This window comes from Natronococcus amylolyticus DSM 10524, from assembly GCF_000337675.1.
Taxonomy (GTDB): domain Archaea; phylum Halobacteriota; class Halobacteria; order Halobacteriales; family Natrialbaceae; genus Natronococcus; species Natronococcus amylolyticus.
On record NZ_AOIB01000043.1, the window covers coordinates 98,881 to 114,142 of the forward strand.

Here is a 15,262-nt window from a genome sequence, read left to right on the forward strand (position 1 = left end):
GTTTTCGATGCGATCGGGGGTTGGCTTGGTGAGACTAGCTTCCGAGCGGTAGAGTTGACTAATGGACGTCATGTCGTGAAGATCTGAAGATATCTCTATGTACTATGCCCGAGTGTTAGATTATGAATACCGTTGAGGGGATTCCTGTAGGAACCGTACAATAAACGCAATCTGTGTATGGTGGGTACGAAAAGGAAATATTTATGCAAGATACAGTCGATTAGTTCGGTATGCCATTGCAGTGCACGGCGAGTGGGAGGGAGCACCAACGCGGATCGAACCGGCCACTCGGCTCTCGAGCCGGAGGTGAGTGCTCGTGAGTGACGGCGAGCAGGGGATGATCGGTCGATTCCTCGACGAGCTCGATCCGGTCGTCTTCGTCTTCGGCGCGTTGCTCACGGTCGGCGTCATCGTCGCCTTCTTCGTCGATCGAAGCTTCGTCGCCGGCGGAATCGAGACCGTTCACGGGGAGATGCTCAGCTACATGAGCTGGGCACTGCTGGTGATCGTGTTCCTGGTCGTCGTCTTCCTGTTGTACCTGATCATCGGTCCGTGGGGCAAGCTCAAGCTCGGCGACACGGATCCCGAGTACAGCTTCCTCTCGTTTTTCGCGATGCTGTACTCGGCCGGGTTCGCCGCGGGCGTCGTGTTCTGGGGACCGACCGAGGGGCTGTTCTACTACGACGATCCGAACCCGTTGTTCGGAGTCGAGGGCGGAAGCAGTGAGGCGATTCCGCTCGCGATCCAGCAGACGCTGTTCCACTGGGCCTTACCCCAGCTCGCGGTGTTTACGATCATGGGGATCGCGATCGGCTACTTCGCGTACAACTACGACAAGGTCCCGCTGCGGGCCTCGTCGGCGCTGACGCCGATCATCGGGAAGGAGAACCTCGACGGACCGGTCGCCAAGGTCGTCGACATCCTCGCCGTCTTCGCAACGATCGGCGGCGTCGCGACCTCGCTCGGGTTCATCGGCAGCCAGTTCGTCAGCGGTCTCGAGTACCAGTGGGGACTGAGCTTCGGCGACACCGGTATCCTGCTCGTCGTGACGACGATGACGATCCTGTTTACGATCTCGATGGTGCTGGGGATCGACAAGGGGATCCGCCGGCTCTCGAACTTCAACATGGGGCTGTTCGTTGTGATTATGCTCGCGACGTTCATCCTCGGGCCGTCGATGTTTCTGCTGTTGCTCGGCTCGCAGGCGATCGGCGGGATGATCAGCGACTTCGTCGCGATGAGTCTCTACACCGGCGCCGGCGACGGCGGCACCGGCTGGGTCGAGAGCTGGACCGTCTTCTACTGGGCGTGGGCGCTCTCGTGGTCCCCCTTCGCCGGGCTGTTTATCGCCCGGATCTCGAAGGGCCGAACGATTCGCGAGGTCGCCTTCACCGGGATCGTCGCGACCTCCGCCGCGACGGTTCCGTGGTTTACGTTCGTCGGCGGTACCGCCGTCTTCCTGCAGGACACCGGTGGTGCGGACTTCAGCGAGGTTATCGCGGGTGAGGTCGGGGCGGAGGTCTCCGGGTTCATCCTGTTCGACGCCCTCCCGCTCGGCGCGATCTTTATGGTCGCGTTCCTCGTGCTCGTGACGACGTTCTTCATCACGTCGGCGGACTCCTCGACGCTCGCGGTCTCGATGATGACCACAGGCGGCAAGGAGTCCCCGTCGACGATCAACCGGGTCTTCTGGGGCGTCGTCCTCGGACTGACCGCCGCGATCCTGATGATCCTCGGCGGCGAGGGCGGCGCCGGCGCGCTCGAGCAGGCCGTCGTCATCACCGGCGCGCCGTTCGCGATCGTCTGTTTCCTCGCGATGCTGTCGCTGATCAAGAACCTGAGCGGCACCAACGGCCGCGTGTTGCTCCAGGAGGAGACGGTGATCGTCGGCTCGACGGAGCGTCGGTCGGACGATCCGACGACGACCGCGGAACCGGGCGACGACGACGACTGACGGAGCCGTTCGGACCGACCTTTCTCTCGTTTAGCTGACTCACCTGCCGCGACCTCCCGACTCTCGTCTCCTGACTCCCGTCCCCATCTATAACAACATTTAATGTACGACGTACACATTATCTGTGTATGGATAGGGACACTGCCGAACCGAACGTGGACGCGTTCCCCGGCCCCAACGCCCGAGAGTGGGTCGAGTTCCACGGGGAGAACGCGGCACCCAGCGAGTACTCCCACGAGTTCGTCTGGGACGTCACCCGCGAGGCCGACGGACCGTTCGTCACCGACGTCGACGGCAACGTCTTGCTCGATTTCACGTGCCACATCGGCGCCGCGCCGCTCGGGTACAACAACGAAAAGATTACTGACAAGCTCCGGGAGTTCGACCTCGTCGAACCGATGAAGATCGCCGGCCAGGACATGTACTTCGGCGCGGGCCCGACTCCCGAGAAGTCAGACGTGCCGGGCTCGAGTCACCTGATGGAGAAACTGGTCGACGTCTCGAGTCAGTACGGGATGGACACCGTCTTTCTCTCGAACTCCGGCGCGGAGTCGATGGAGAACGCGATGAAGATCGCCCACGACCACCGGGCGCCCGCGAAGTACGGCGTCGCCTTCGCCGGCAGCTTCCACGGGCGCACCTTCGGGACCCTCTCGATCACCAAATCGAAGGAGGTCTACACCCGTCACTACCCCGAGATCAGCGGGATCGAGACGGTGCCGTTCTGCGCCGATCGTGGCTGTGACGCCGCCAGCTGCGACTGTGGCTTCTTCGCGAACGAGGGCTCACAGCTACGGAACTCGCTGTCCCCCGAGGGCGGCCACATCAATCCCGACGAGATCGCGTTCCTGACCCTCGAGCCGATCCAGGGCGTCGGCGGTTACCGGTTCCCCAGCCAGGCGTTCATGCAGGAGGTGGCCGACGTCACCGAGGAGTATGACATTCCGCTGATCGTCGACGAGATCCAGGCCGGGATCGGCCGTACCGGAAAGATCTGGGCCTCCGATCACTACCCGATCGAGCCCGACGTCATCTCTGCCGCGAAGGCGCTGCGCGTCGGCGCGACCGTCTCCCGGTCGGAGATCTTCCCGTCCGAAAAGAACCGTCTGGGCTCGACGTTCGGCGGCGGCGACCTGCTCGGTTCGATGATGGGGACGTTTACCCTCGAGGCGATCGACGAACACGACCTGCTCGAGAACGCCACCGAGCGTGGCGAGCAGGCGAAAGAACTGCTTCGTGACGACTCGCCCGACCACGTCGTCGACGTCCGGGGCAAGGGCCTGATGCTGGCCGTCGAGTTCGACACACCCGAGCGTCGCAGCGCGGTCGTCGAGGAGTCGCTTCGCCGCGGGCTGTTGACCCTCGGCTGCGGGAAGAAGACGATTCGACTGCTCCCGCCGCTGGACTCGAGCGAGCGCGAGATCGAGTTCGGAATCGGGATCTTCCTCGAGGCGATCGAGGCCGCAGGACGAAGCGCGACCGTCGCGTAAGCGGCTCGGTCGGCCGGTTTCGCCGACCGCCCGAACCCCTGATTCATCCCGGCGGCGTCGCCTACACTCCGCCCCTTTCTACGCCGCGGGGAGCGTGAACGCGAACGTCGCCCCCTCGCCGGGTTCGGATTCCACGCTGATCTCGCCCCCGTGGCGCTCGACGATCCGCTTGCAGAGTGCGAGTCCGATCCCGGTTCCGGGGTGTTCCTCCTGACTGTGGAGCCGTTCGAACACGTCGAAGACCTGCGCTTGCTTGTCCACGTCGATGCCGACCCCCTCGTCGTGGATCGCCACCCTCCAGGAGGTACCGGTACGTTCGGTCTCGATTTGGATCCGCGGCGCCCCCTCGCCGGAGTATTCGATCGCGTTCGACAGCAGGTTCTGGAGGAGCTGGCGGAGCTGTGCCGGATCGCCCCGTACGCGGGGAAGGGATTCCGCTTCGATCTCGGCCTCGCTCTCGTCGATCTTCATCCGAAGGGTCTCGCGAACGTCCTCGAGTACGGCGTCCAGCTCGACGGGTTCGAAGGGCTCGTCTCTCGTATCGACCCGCGCATACTCGAGCAGGGCGTCGATCATCTCGCGCATCCGATCGGCGCCGTCGACGGCGAACTCGAGGAACTCCTCGCCGTCCGCGTCGAGGTCGTCGCCGTACTGGCGCTCGAGCAACTCGAGGTAGCTCGTGACCATCCGCAGGGGTTCCTGGAGGTCGTGGGAGGCAGCGTAGGCGAACTGCTCGAGCCGTTCGTTCGACTCCTCGAGGCGCTGCTCGTACGTCTTCCGCTCGGTGATATCGGTGAGCGTCACGATCGCTCGGATCACCTCGCCGTTGGCGTCTTTCACCGGCTTGCCGTGCTCCATGATGATTCGACGCTCGCCGTCGAACGCACGGATCTCGTAGACGTTTGGGTCCGTGACCGAGTCGCCGCGAAGCACCTGGGCCATCGTCCACTCTTCGGGGTCGACCCGCTCGCCCGTGTCGGCCCACTCCGCCGGATACTTGTCGTACTCGTCGACGGACTCCACGTCGAACACGTCGCCGCCCCAGATGTCCCTGGCGACGTCGTTGGCCCTGAGCACCGAGCCGTTCCCGTCTGCGACGACGGCGCCGACGGGCAGGACCTGAAACAGCGTCTCGAGCTGCCGCGACTGGTCTTCGGCCTCGAGTTCGGCTCGCTTTCGTTCGGTGATGTCGGTGAGCGTTCCGGGGAACGTCAGCGCGTTCCCGTCCTCGTCGCACTCGACGTGGCCGCGGGCGACCACCCACCGGAACTCGTCGTCGGCGTTTCGGACGCGGTACTCCGCTTCGTACTCTCCGCAGGTCTCGACCGCGGTCTCGATTTTCTTTCTGACACGTTCGCGGTCGGCTTCGTGAATCGACGAGACGAACTGCTCGAGCGGGACGCCCTCGCGGGCGGCGTCGGGATCGACGCCGAACTGCTCGGCGAACGATGCGCCGACGACCATCCGATCGTCGGGAACGTGCCACTCCCAGGTCCCGACGGCGCCGGCTTCGGTCGCGGCCTCGAGCCGCGCCGTCGCGTCCTCGAGGGATTTTGCGTTCTCCTTCTGTTCGGTGACGTCCTGGACGACTCCGATCGCCCGAACCGGCTCGCCGTCGGTGTCGTAGTAGAACTCGCCCTGGGCAGTGATCCACCGTCGCTCGTCGTCGGCTCGAACGATCCGACAGTCGAACTCCCACGTTCCCGTCTCGAAGGCCTCCTCGAAGCTGCGTTCGACGAACTCGCGATCGTCGGGGTAGACGTGCTCGAGAAAGATCTCGAAGCTCCAGTCCTCGCGGGGCTCCTCGTAGCCGAAGATTCGATCGTGCTTGGGCGAACGGACTGGCGACTCCCGGGTCTGGAGATCGAGCTCCCACATGCCCAGGCCCCCGGCCTGGAGCGCGAGCCGCAGTCGCTCCTCGCTCTCCTGTAGGTCCCGCGTGATCTCGTAGCTCTCGCCTTCGTACTCGAAATCGCGGTGCTGTTGCTGCCAGTCCAGCTCCGTCCGATTCCGACGGGAGATCTCGCGAACGGTCCCGACGGCGCCCCACAGGGAGTCGTCTCCGTTGAACGGGTGTACCCGAACTTCACAGAGCACGGGCTCCTCGTTGGCGGTTGTAACGGGTACCTCGAGGAGTGCGCTCCGGGTCTCGGGCTCCGCTCGAAGGCGCTCGATCTCGCGCTCGATCGCCGATCCGTCGGTCTCGAGGACGGTAGCAATCGGCTCACCCAGGAGGTCGTCGTACCCGTACCCCGTTATCTCCCGCACGGTGTCGTTCACCGCGGCGAAACGCCCTTCGACGTCGAGTTGAAAGACCCCGTCGCCGGTCGCGTGGTGAAGCGTTCGGTACCGCCGGTGGGCGTCACCTTCGACCGCACCATCCCAAAACGCCATTTCGATCCCATTCCACTCGCTCATACTCCCACCAACCGGTGCACAGCGGATAAACTCTGTGCGGGAAAGACGAGGTCGGCCCAACCTCGTCGACGGTGGCGCCAACTCGGGAATCCGTGAACCGATACGAAGCTGTGAAACGGCTACTCGGCCCAGTACGCCTCGCCGGGCTGTTCGCGGAAGACAGCCCGCTCGAGGATTTCAACGGCCTTCTCGAGTCCCTCGCGGGAACTCGTCAGCGAGTCCTCGTGCTCGATCGAGAGCGCGCCGTCGTAACCGACCATCCGTAGCGTCGAGACGACGTCCTTCCAGTGGCCCTCGCCGTGGCCGTAGCCGACCGACCGGAACAGCCACGAGCGGTTGGGCTCGTCGTCGTAGGCCGTCGTGTCGAGGACACCCTTCTCGCGGGCCTGCTCCTCGTAGACCTTCGTGTCCTTGGCGTGGAAGTGGTGGATCGCGTCGCGCTCGCCGAGGTACCGAATCGCGTCGGTGATCGAGATATCCTGCCAGTACAGATGCGAGGGGTCGAAGTTCGCGCCGACGCGTTCGTTCGTCGCCTCGCGCAGGCGGGCCATCCCGTGTGGTTCGTAGACGAGCATGTTCGGATGCATCTCGATCGCGAGGTTGACGTCGTGGTCGTCGGCGTACGCGGCGAGGTCGGACCAGTAGTCGACGGCGACCTCCCACTGGTAGTCGTGGGCGTCGGCGTGCTCGGTCGGCCACGGTGCGGTGATCCAGTTCGGCACCTCGTCGTCGGGGCCGCCCGCGGGAAGTCCGGAGAAGCAGGTCACGGTCCCGACGTTGAGCTGGTCGGCGAGCTCGATCGCCTCGCGGAGCTCCGTGTCGGCCTCGTCGGCTCGCTCGTCGTCCGGATGCAGCGGATTGTTGTGCGTCGCGAGCGCGCTGATACGCATGTCGAACTCGGAGAGCAGCTCCTCGAGCTCGAGCTGGGCGTCTTCGTCGTCCAGGTACTCCTCGCGAACCAGGTGGTCGTCCCCTGGGAAGCCGCCGACGCCGGGCTCGATCGCGTCGACGCCGATATCCGAGAGGTACGCCAGGGCGCCCTCGAGCGATTCGTCCGCGAGCGGTGGGGTGTGTACGCCGATATCCATACGGGTGGACGGTCGGGGCGAGAGTCAATAAATCCGGGTGAAGTGAGGCTCGCGTATTGCGGAGAGACGGCCCGTAAAACGGCGTTTCCCGAGGAAGCTGTGAGTCGGTGTTCGCGCTTCCGTCGTTCGAACCGTGACCGAAACCGATTCGGTCAGCGTTCAGTACAGCTGCTGTTCCTGTTCGTTCTGTTCCTGCTCGTGTTCCTGCTTTGCCTTCTGGCGCTTTCGTCCGCGGCGATACTGTTTGATGCCGGGAATGACCTTGTTCTTGACGTCCAGACCGAACGAGACGATCCCGTAGATCCAGAAGAAGAACAACACGAGAAAGCCCCCGTAGTAGACGACGGGGACGAGACTACTCATGTTGCCCTCGCGATTCGGCCGCCGCCCTCGTTCGCTCGGCCTCCGAGAGATCGACGATGCCATGTGCGAGCGCGTCACCCGAGGCGGTGTCGAACAGGTGGATCTTCGAGCGATCGAGCACGATCGAGACCGACTCGTCCTCGCCGATCTCGGTGTCGGGGTCGACGCTCATCAACAGCTGGTTCGAAGCGCCGGCGGCCTCGTCGCTGGTCATCGAGGAGCCGCTGGTGCCGTCGAGCGAGAGGTAGACGAAGATCTCGTCGCCCATCGGCTCGAGCACGTCCGTCGTCGCCTCGATCACTTCGGAGGAGGAGTCGACCTCGTCCTCGTTTCTGGTGAGGTAGATGTCCTCAGGGCGGACGCCGGCCGTGATCTCGTCGCCGGGGCTGATTCCGAGTTCGGTCGTGTCGAACTCGATGTCGTAGTGTTCGGTCGTCAGCCCGCCGTCGACGAGTTCGCCGTCGGTGAAGTTCATCGACGGCGAGCCGATGAAGCCGGCGACGAACAGGTTCGCGGGCTCGTTGTAACAGACCAGTGGCGGATCGATCTGCTGGAGCTGGCCCGCGTTGAGGACGGCGATCCGATCGGACATCGTCATCGCCTCGGCCTGGTCGTGGGTGACGTAGATGATGGTCGTATCCAGCTGCTTGTGCAGGCGCTGGAGTTCGGTTCGCATGTGAACCCGGAGTTTGGCGTCCAGGTTCGCGAGGGGCTCGTCCATCAGGAAGACGTCCGGGTTGCGGACGATCGCACGGGCGATCGCGACGCGCTGTTGCTGGCCGCCCGAGAGCTCGTTGGGCTCGCGGTCGAGCATTCCCTCAAGCTGAACGATCTCGGAGGCGTTGTCGACCCGCCGGTCGATCTCGTCCTGGTCGTACTTGCGCAGCCGGAGCCCGAACGAGATGTTCTCGTAGACGTCCATGTGCGGGAACAGCGCGATGTTCTGGAAGACCATCGACACCCCGCGGTCCTTCGGCGGGAGCTTGGTGACGTCGGTCTCGCCGATCCGGATCGTTCCCTCGCTCGGTTTGGTGAGGCCGGCGATCGTCTCCATCGTCGTCGACTTGCCACAACCGGAGGGGCCGACGAAACAGACGAACTCCCCGTCCTTGATGTCGAGATTCATCTCGTCGACCGCGACGACGTCTTCGTACCGCTTCGTAACGTTGCTGAGTGATACGCGTGCCATGTTATTCCTTGAGTCCTCCCGCAGTTAGTCCGCTAACGATTCGTTCCTGTGCGACGATCACGAGGATCAGGATCGGGATGACCCCGACGATGCTCGCCGCCGCCATGAGGTTGAAGTCAGTTGTGTACTGGTCCTGGTAGCTCAGGATCCCGCCGACGAGCGGCGACCAGTTCTCGGGGACGTTCTCCAGGGCCATGATCGAGCTGAAGAAGTACTCGTTGTACACCGCGATGAACGTCAGGACGGCCGCCGTCGCGACGCCTGGTGCCGACAGCGGCATGATGACCCGGAACAGCGCGCCGAGGCGCGTGGTTCCTTCGACCCTCGCGGCGTCCTCGAGCCCGTCGGGAATCTGGGCGTAGAACGTCGTGAGGATGAAGATCGCCAGCGGCAGGAACAGCGCGCTGAAGGGCATGATCATCGACCCCGGCGTGTTCACCAGCCGCGGCGGCTCGAACAGCTCGATCCCGAGGAACGGAATCACGACGGCGTTCCCGAGGAACGCGTCGAACAGCGGGATCAGAAACGCCGCTGGTGGGAAGTACGACACCATCAACACGCCGAGCATGAGCGGCCCCTTCCCGGGGAAGTCGAGTCGCCCGAAGACGTAGCCGGCGAGGCTCGCGACCAGCAGGACGATGATCGTCGTGACCGTCGCGAGCACGAAGCTGTTGAACACGTAGAGGTGGAACGGGATCTGCTGGAATACCTCGACGAACGCCTGCGGGTTGAACCCCTGTGGGTGGGGGAACTCGATTCCGATGACCGGAAGCGACCAGTCACCGGTCAGGATCTGGCTGTTCGGCGTCAGCGCCAGCACCAGTAGCCAGTAGAACGGGAACAGTGTCGTCACGAGGAAGAAGCCACACGCCACGTAGAACAGCGCCCGATAGAGGCGCGCGCGCTTCTCGTCGTCTCCGATAACGCCTTTGGTCCACTTCGCGATAACGCCGTCCTCGGCGTCCTCGGAGTCGGACCGTTGTTCGGTTGTCGTAGCCATCTTAGAATCCCTCCTTGTACTGCCTGTAGATCACGATCATCGCGAGGATGCCGATGATCCCCGCCGTTACGAACGCGATCGCCGACGCGAGTCCGCGATGCGTGTTGAACGTCTCGACGACCATACACGACAGCGACGGGACGACCGTACAGCTCGAGGTGATGTCGATCAGGCCGTAGATTCGCATCGCGTCGATCGTCCGGAAGAGGACGGCGATGGCGACGGCGGGCAGAACCAGCGGTAGCGTGATCAGCTTGAACTGCTGCCAGCGGCTCGCGCCGGCGACCCTCGCGACGTCGTAGAGGCTGCGGTCGACGCTCTGGAGGCCGGCCAGGATCAGCAGGGCCATGAACGCCGTCGTCTTCCAGATGTCGGCGATGGTAACGATGATCAGGGCGCTCAGCGGATCGTTGAGCGTGTTCGTCGGCGCGAGGATCCCGACGTTCGCGAGATACTCCGTCAGGAACCCGGTGCTCGGGTGGAACATCAGGTAGAAGATCATCCCCTGGATGACCAGCGGGATCGCCCACGGGATGATGATGGCGACGCGGACGAGGCGTCGGCCGCGGAACTCCTGATCGAGGATCAGTGCCTGCCCGAACCCGATGACCGTCTCGAAGAAGACGCTCACGATGGTAAACACGAGCGTCACGACCAGGGCGCTACGGAACCAGCCGCTGACGTGGACGAACGGGAAGCTCGAGGACGTGCTCACGTCGGGCAGGAACATTGTCGATCCGGGGAAGTCGGGGTCGCGGGCGCCGGTGAACATGTCGACGTAGTTCTGGAGGCCGACGAACTCCGGGTCGCCGGTTCCCAGCACGTTGATGTACATCGACAGCTCGAACGTCCGCAGGAGCGGATAGAGCGCGATCGCACCCAGGATGACGAACACGGGCGTCAACAGCAGGTACGCGAACGCTGTTTCGCCGAGGTTCTCGAGCCACCGGGTGACCGCGACCAGCGGTCCCGAGCGCCGAGATTCTCGGTTTGCGGTATCCGCCTCTTGTTCCGTACTCATGCTTACGACTCGCTTTCTTCGAGCGCTTCCTGAAGATCAGCAGCGGCGTCTTCGGGGCTCACGTCGCCGGCAACGGCCTGATTGAGCTGCTCTGCGATGATCTCCGCCTGCGACGGCCACTGCTCGGTGACCGGACGGGGCATCGCGTTCTCGCCGGCGACGCGCAGGGTCTCCATATAGTGACCGATCGGTCCGACCTCGTCGGCGTCGGTCGCCTCCTCGTCGTCGAAGAGGTCCGGCTTCGGCGGCAGCCAGGCGACGACCTCGAGCATTCCGAGGTTGAAGTCGTCCTCGGTCATCGCCTGCATGACCTGCACGGCCTCCTCGGTGCGTTCGGAGTTCGGGTTGAGTCCGATGTGCCAGCCACCCTGTGCGGACGTGGTGCCGCCCGCGCCGGGCTGGGCGGCCTCGTCCTCTTCGACCGCGTAGGGGATCGGCATCGCGCCGAGGTCGTCCTCGTCGTCGAAGGGGTAGTCGTCGTCCTCGAGCGTCCCGGGAACGATGTACGGCCAGTTGCGCAACATCGCGGCCTGCCCCGACGAGAACGGCTCGCGGGCGCCCTCCTCGTCCCAGGAGGTGATGTCGGTCGGGGCGATCCCGGTCGGGTACTCCTCGAGCGTGTCGTCGTCCTGTTCGTCCGCGACGAACGTCCGCATCATCGCGAGGGAGTCGATGAACTCCTCCTCGTCGATGGTGATAGGACGGTCGCCGACGGGACCGCCGAGGTTGTCCTCGCCGCCGAAGTACGCGCCGCCCCAGGAGGTCATGACCTCGTTGAAGCTACAGCAGGAGGTTCCCTCGTAGATGTCGAACTGGGTCGCCAATCCAACCTCCGCGTCCGAGGAGTCGACCATCTCTTCGGTGATCTCGGCCCACTCCTCCCAGCTCATCGGCTCGGTCTCCCACTCGTCGAAGTCGTCGTCGTCGTAGCCGGCGTCGCGGGCGTAGTTCTTGTTGTAGTACAGGCAGCCGTAGTCCGGGAACAGCGGCAGCGCCATGAGATCGTCGCTCTCCGGGTCGCGGGCCGTGTCGACGAACGCCTCGAAGTACTCCTCGTCGATGAGTTCCAGCGTTTCGTCGTCGAGCTCCTCCGAGAGGTTCGCGAGGTAGCCGTTCTCGATGAGCACGTTCGTCCAGCCGGTGTCACACATCATGAGGTCCGGCTCGCTCTCACCGGCCTCGATCAGCTGCGAGTAGGTGTCTCGCTGGTCGCCGGTGTCGTCCGACTGGGAACTGAAGCTGATCTCGATGTCCTCGTCCAGTCCGTTCTCGTAGAGCAGGTCGGGCATCCCGTCTTCGACGTCGTCGATGGTGGTCGACCCCATCGCGATGACGACGCCGTCGCCGTCGTCGTCGCTGTCGCCGTAGATACAGCCGGCGAGGCTGACCGTCGCGCCGGTCGCACCAGCCGCGGCGACGAACGTCCGCCGCGAGACGCTGGATTCGGATTCGGATTCGGTACTCCCCCGTGAATATCTACCACTCATGAACGAGAATATTGAATTGTACCTATTTATAATTGCTGGGTTAGTACAACGGCTGTAGTTAACTTCTCTCGGCCGTGCCGAGGAACAAGGCCGAATCGATCCTCGAGCCGCCGCGATGCGGGCGATCGGTCGTGTCGGTTACGCCGACGGATCGATTCCGATTCTGACCGCTTCGACGTCCTCGATTATCGCTCCCCAACCGCCGACGGTGTAGCTCTCGGTCCCGCTTTCGAGCGTGAAGCCGGCTTTCCCTGCGAACTGTGTGATCGGTACCGACCCTCCATCGTCGCCGGACGTTCCGGAGTAGGCGATGTCGGTGATCGTGCCGGAAACGGTGATCTCGCGGCCGGTGTCCGTCTCGAACCCCTCGACTGTGGCCTCGACGCGCCGATCGTCCTCGAGCAGCGGCTCGATCCGACGCAGACACTCGCGGATGTCGACGTAGGTGGTCGGGGGTCGATCGTCCCGGGCCGAGTAGACGGGCTCGTAGACGTCCCAGAGACAGGTGCTAAAGTACCAGTAGAAGACGTAGGTATGGGTGCGGTCGTTGACGAGAACGCCGTACTCGTTCGCCGAGTGTCTGTTCGGGGCGAAACACGTCCAGGATCGATCGACGAGCGCCACGAACGGCGCGGGAATCCGACGGTGCCGGGCCTCGGTGCACGTCCTGGCGAGGCGTTCGGCCGACGGCAGCGACGACTCCTCGGCCGTTTCGGGAAACAGACACACCTTGACGTCAGCACCGTTCTCGCGGGCGGTCTCGAGGGCCCCCTCGAGCGCGTCGAACTGGGCGGGAGTGAGCCCGATCTGCACCTGGTGGTCGGCCGACCGGACGAGTTCGTTCGCCCTGGCCAGGACGGTGTCGAACCGTTTGACGATGCTGACGGCGTGGTCCTCGATGTCGGGGCGGGTCCATCGGGTTTCGATCTCGTCGGCCGCGCTCTCGAGACGGGTCGCCCGCGACCGGAGGTCCTCGAGGACCTCCGTGGGGTCACGCGCCCGCGCCTGAAGGCTCTCCTGTTCGTACGTTTCGACGTAGCCGCGTTCCTCGAGCCCTCGGAGCACGTCGTAGATCCGCGGATCAGGCACCGAACTCGCCTGGGCGACGTCCGTCGCGGAGGCGGAGCCGCGCTCGAGGAGGGTCACGAAGGCGTCGGCCTGGTACGGCGAGAGCCCCGCCTCCTCGAGGGTCGCCACGAGCTCGTCGGGGTTCATCCGGCGACCACCGGACGGGCCACTCGTCGAACGAATCGATCGGCCGGGAATCCGCGTCGAATGCTCCGCGAGCAGCCATTAGCCCCCCATCGAACGCGCCCCCTGTATCGTGTGACCGATCGTCGCATAGCAGTGATATACAACAGTAATTGTAAAAAAGACTCTCGTTGTCGCTACACTGAAGACGATCGGGTCGGAACGCGACCGTATGACCTCTCTCCTCGAGCGGATTCGACGCCCCGAGTACACCGGTTCGAACCGGTGTTGGCCCTGTACGATCACCAACGGCGCGCTGGTCGCGGTCGCCGCCACCGCGCTCGCTCTGATCCGCCGCGGCCGACTGGCCGCCGCGGTCGGGATCGCCGGACTCGCCTCGATCGGGCTCCGGGGCTACGTTGTCCCGTACACGCCTCGCTTCGCGCCGCAGCTCGCGGCCGCGCTCTCGCTTGACCCCCACGACGCCGACGAGCCCGGCTCGCTCTCGGGAGTTTCCGAGGGCGACGAGGCCGGCGACGACGCGGTCTCCGGCGAGGCGGTTCTCGCCGCGCTGGTCGAGGCGAACGTCGTCGTTCCCGACGGCGAGGAACTTCGTCTCGAGCCCGCGTTCAGATCGGCCTGGCGCGACGAGATGCGGTCGCTGCGCGACGACGACCTCGAGGCACTCGCCCGGCTCGCCGATCGACACACGGCGCCCGAAACCGACGTGTGGGTCGGGAGCAGCTTCGGTCGGTCCTACCTCGTCTTGCAGGGCGAGGGCGGCGGCATCGTCACCCTCCGTCGAGAGATCGCGGTCGCCGAACTCGGCGCCGCACGCGCCCTCGAGTCGCGGGTCGACGACCCCGCGATCCGCCGCGCAGCAGGCCGACCGCTGCGCTCGCTACTCGAGACGTGCCCACTCTGTGAGGGGTCCCTGGAAATTACGCAGTCGACCTGCTGCGGCGAGGTGACGCCGATCGGCTCGCTGCCGTCGGAGAAGCTGTACTGTCCGGACTGTAACGTCCGGCTGTTCACCTTCGATCGCGAGCGGTGAGGATCACTCAGCGTCCCTGATCGCTCGAACGGCCTCGCGATCCGGCAGCGCCGTCATCGCGCCCGCGGCCGTCGTCGCGGTCGCGCCGACGGCGTTGGCGAACGCGAGCGTCTCCTCGAGATCCTCGCCGTCGGAGAGCGACGCGATCGCGCCCGCGACGAAGGCATCGCCCGCCCCCGTCGTGTCGACGACATCCGCGTCGTACCCGGGGTGGCTGGCAGTGCCGGACCACGGTGCGTCCTCATCGGCGACGGCGAGCGCGCCCTCGCCGCCGCGAGTCGCGAGGACCGTCGACGGCCCCGCCTCGAGGGCCAGGGCGTCGCGAGCCATCCCTTCGATGTCGTCGCCGGCGAATCCGAGCGCCTCAAGTTCCTCCTCGGCGGCCTTCAGTACGTCGACGTGGGCCAGCGCCTCGCGAACGACCTCGCGAAACTCGCCGTCGGGCCACAGCTCCGGTCTGGCGTTCGGGTCGAACGAGACCGTACAGTCGTTGGCCGCGGCCCGCTCGAGCAGGTCGAGCGTCGCCTCTCGCGAGGAGCCCGCCGAGAGGGCAACGCCGCCGGCGTGGACCCACTCGAGGTCCGCCAGCACGGAATCGTCGATTCGGCCGGGCTCGAGGCGGGTGTCGGCGGTGTCGTCGCGGTAGAACGAGAACTCCCGATCCCCCGTCTCGTCGTGGGTGACGAACGCGAGCGTCGTCTTCGCGTCGGGATCGCGCTCGAGAAAGCGGTCCGGGAGGCCGTGTTCGTCGAGGGTCTCGACGAGGTAGCGGCCGAACGGATCCTCGCCGACGCGGGTCCAGAACAGCGGCGTCCGCTCGAGGCGCTCGAGCGCGACGGCGACGTTCGCGGGCGCGCCGCCGGCCCGTCGGTCGAAGCGCTCGACGCTCGAGATCGGTCCCGGATGCTCGGGCAGAAAGTCGATCAGCGTCTCGCCGGCGACCAGAATGTCGCGAGTCATGGGCTCCCGTTCGTCCGCCGGGTGATAATGTATTGCGAAGCGGGGCG

12 protein-coding genes are annotated in these 15,262 nt (G+C 64.9%); 3 read left to right on the forward strand and 9 right to left on the reverse strand.

Going from position 1 to position 15,262, the window contains the following annotated elements:
* The first annotated feature begins 337 nt into the window (after window positions 1–337).
* Window positions 338–1,954 (forward strand): BCCT family transporter, encoded by a 1,617-nt coding sequence (locus C491_RS20890; protein ID WP_086009745.1) that lies wholly within the window; start codon window positions 338–340, stop codon window positions 1,952–1,954.
* A 128-nt stretch (window positions 1,955–2,082) separates the two neighbouring features.
* Window positions 2,083–3,444, forward strand: a complete 1,362-nt coding sequence (locus tag C491_RS20895; protein WP_005559970.1) for an aminotransferase class III-fold pyridoxal phosphate-dependent enzyme — start codon at window positions 2,083–2,085, stop codon at window positions 3,442–3,444.
* A gap of 78 nt (window positions 3,445–3,522) precedes the next feature.
* Here C491_RS20895 and C491_RS20900 read toward each other — a convergent pair whose 3' ends face one another.
* From C491_RS20900 to C491_RS20935, 8 genes are all read right to left on the reverse strand, one after another.
* Window positions 3,523–5,862 (reverse strand): PAS domain-containing sensor histidine kinase, encoded by a 2,340-nt coding sequence (locus tag C491_RS20900; RefSeq protein WP_005559971.1) that lies wholly within the window; start codon window positions 5,860–5,862, stop codon window positions 3,523–3,525.
* Window positions 5,863–5,981: 119 nt separating this feature from the next.
* Window positions 5,982–6,950: a sugar phosphate isomerase/epimerase family protein gene (locus C491_RS20905; RefSeq protein ID WP_005559972.1), complete on the reverse strand. Its 969-nt coding sequence runs from the start codon at window positions 6,948–6,950 to the stop codon at window positions 5,982–5,984.
* A 159-nt stretch (window positions 6,951–7,109) separates the two neighbouring features.
* Window positions 7,110–7,313: a hypothetical protein gene (locus C491_RS20910; protein ID WP_005559973.1), complete on the reverse strand. Its 204-nt coding sequence runs from the start codon at window positions 7,311–7,313 to the stop codon at window positions 7,110–7,112.
* A complete protein-coding gene (locus C491_RS20915; RefSeq protein WP_005559974.1) occupies window positions 7,306–8,502 on the reverse strand; it encodes an ABC transporter ATP-binding protein in 1,197 nt (398 codons plus the stop codon). The genes C491_RS20910 and C491_RS20915 overlap by 8 nt, the downstream gene beginning before the upstream one ends.
* Window position 8,503: 1 nt before the next feature.
* Window positions 8,504–9,502: a carbohydrate ABC transporter permease gene (locus C491_RS20920; RefSeq protein WP_005559975.1), complete on the reverse strand. Its 999-nt coding sequence runs from the start codon at window positions 9,500–9,502 to the stop codon at window positions 8,504–8,506.
* A 1-nt stretch (window position 9,503) separates the two neighbouring features.
* Window positions 9,504–10,523: a carbohydrate ABC transporter permease gene (locus tag C491_RS20925; protein ID WP_005559977.1), complete on the reverse strand. Its 1,020-nt coding sequence runs from the start codon at window positions 10,521–10,523 to the stop codon at window positions 9,504–9,506.
* A 2-nt stretch (window positions 10,524–10,525) separates the two neighbouring features.
* Window positions 10,526–12,010 carry an extracellular solute-binding protein gene (locus C491_RS20930; protein WP_005559979.1) on the reverse strand — a complete coding sequence of 495 codons (1,485 nt, stop codon included), beginning with the start codon at window positions 12,008–12,010 and terminating at the stop codon, window positions 10,526–10,528.
* 138 nt (window positions 12,011–12,148) lie between these two features.
* The gene (locus C491_RS20935; RefSeq protein WP_005559981.1) at window positions 12,149–13,225 is read right to left on the reverse strand and encodes a TrmB family transcriptional regulator; all 1,077 of its coding nucleotides are present in this window, start codon (window positions 13,223–13,225) and stop codon (window positions 12,149–12,151) included.
* Between the two features lie 208 nt (window positions 13,226–13,433).
* Here C491_RS20935 and C491_RS20940 point away from each other — a divergent pair, with 208 nt between their 5' ends.
* On the forward strand, window positions 13,434–14,255 hold the full coding sequence (locus tag C491_RS20940; protein ID WP_005559984.1) for a hypothetical protein: 822 nt from the start codon (window positions 13,434–13,436) through the stop codon (window positions 14,253–14,255).
* 3 nt (window positions 14,256–14,258) lie between these two features.
* On the opposite strand, the gene C491_RS20945 is transcribed toward C491_RS20940, so the two are convergent.
* Window positions 14,259–15,215, reverse strand: a complete 957-nt coding sequence (locus tag C491_RS20945) for a carbohydrate kinase family protein (RefSeq protein ID WP_005559986.1) — start codon at window positions 15,213–15,215, stop codon at window positions 14,259–14,261.
* Window positions 15,216–15,262: the final 47 nt, after the last annotated feature.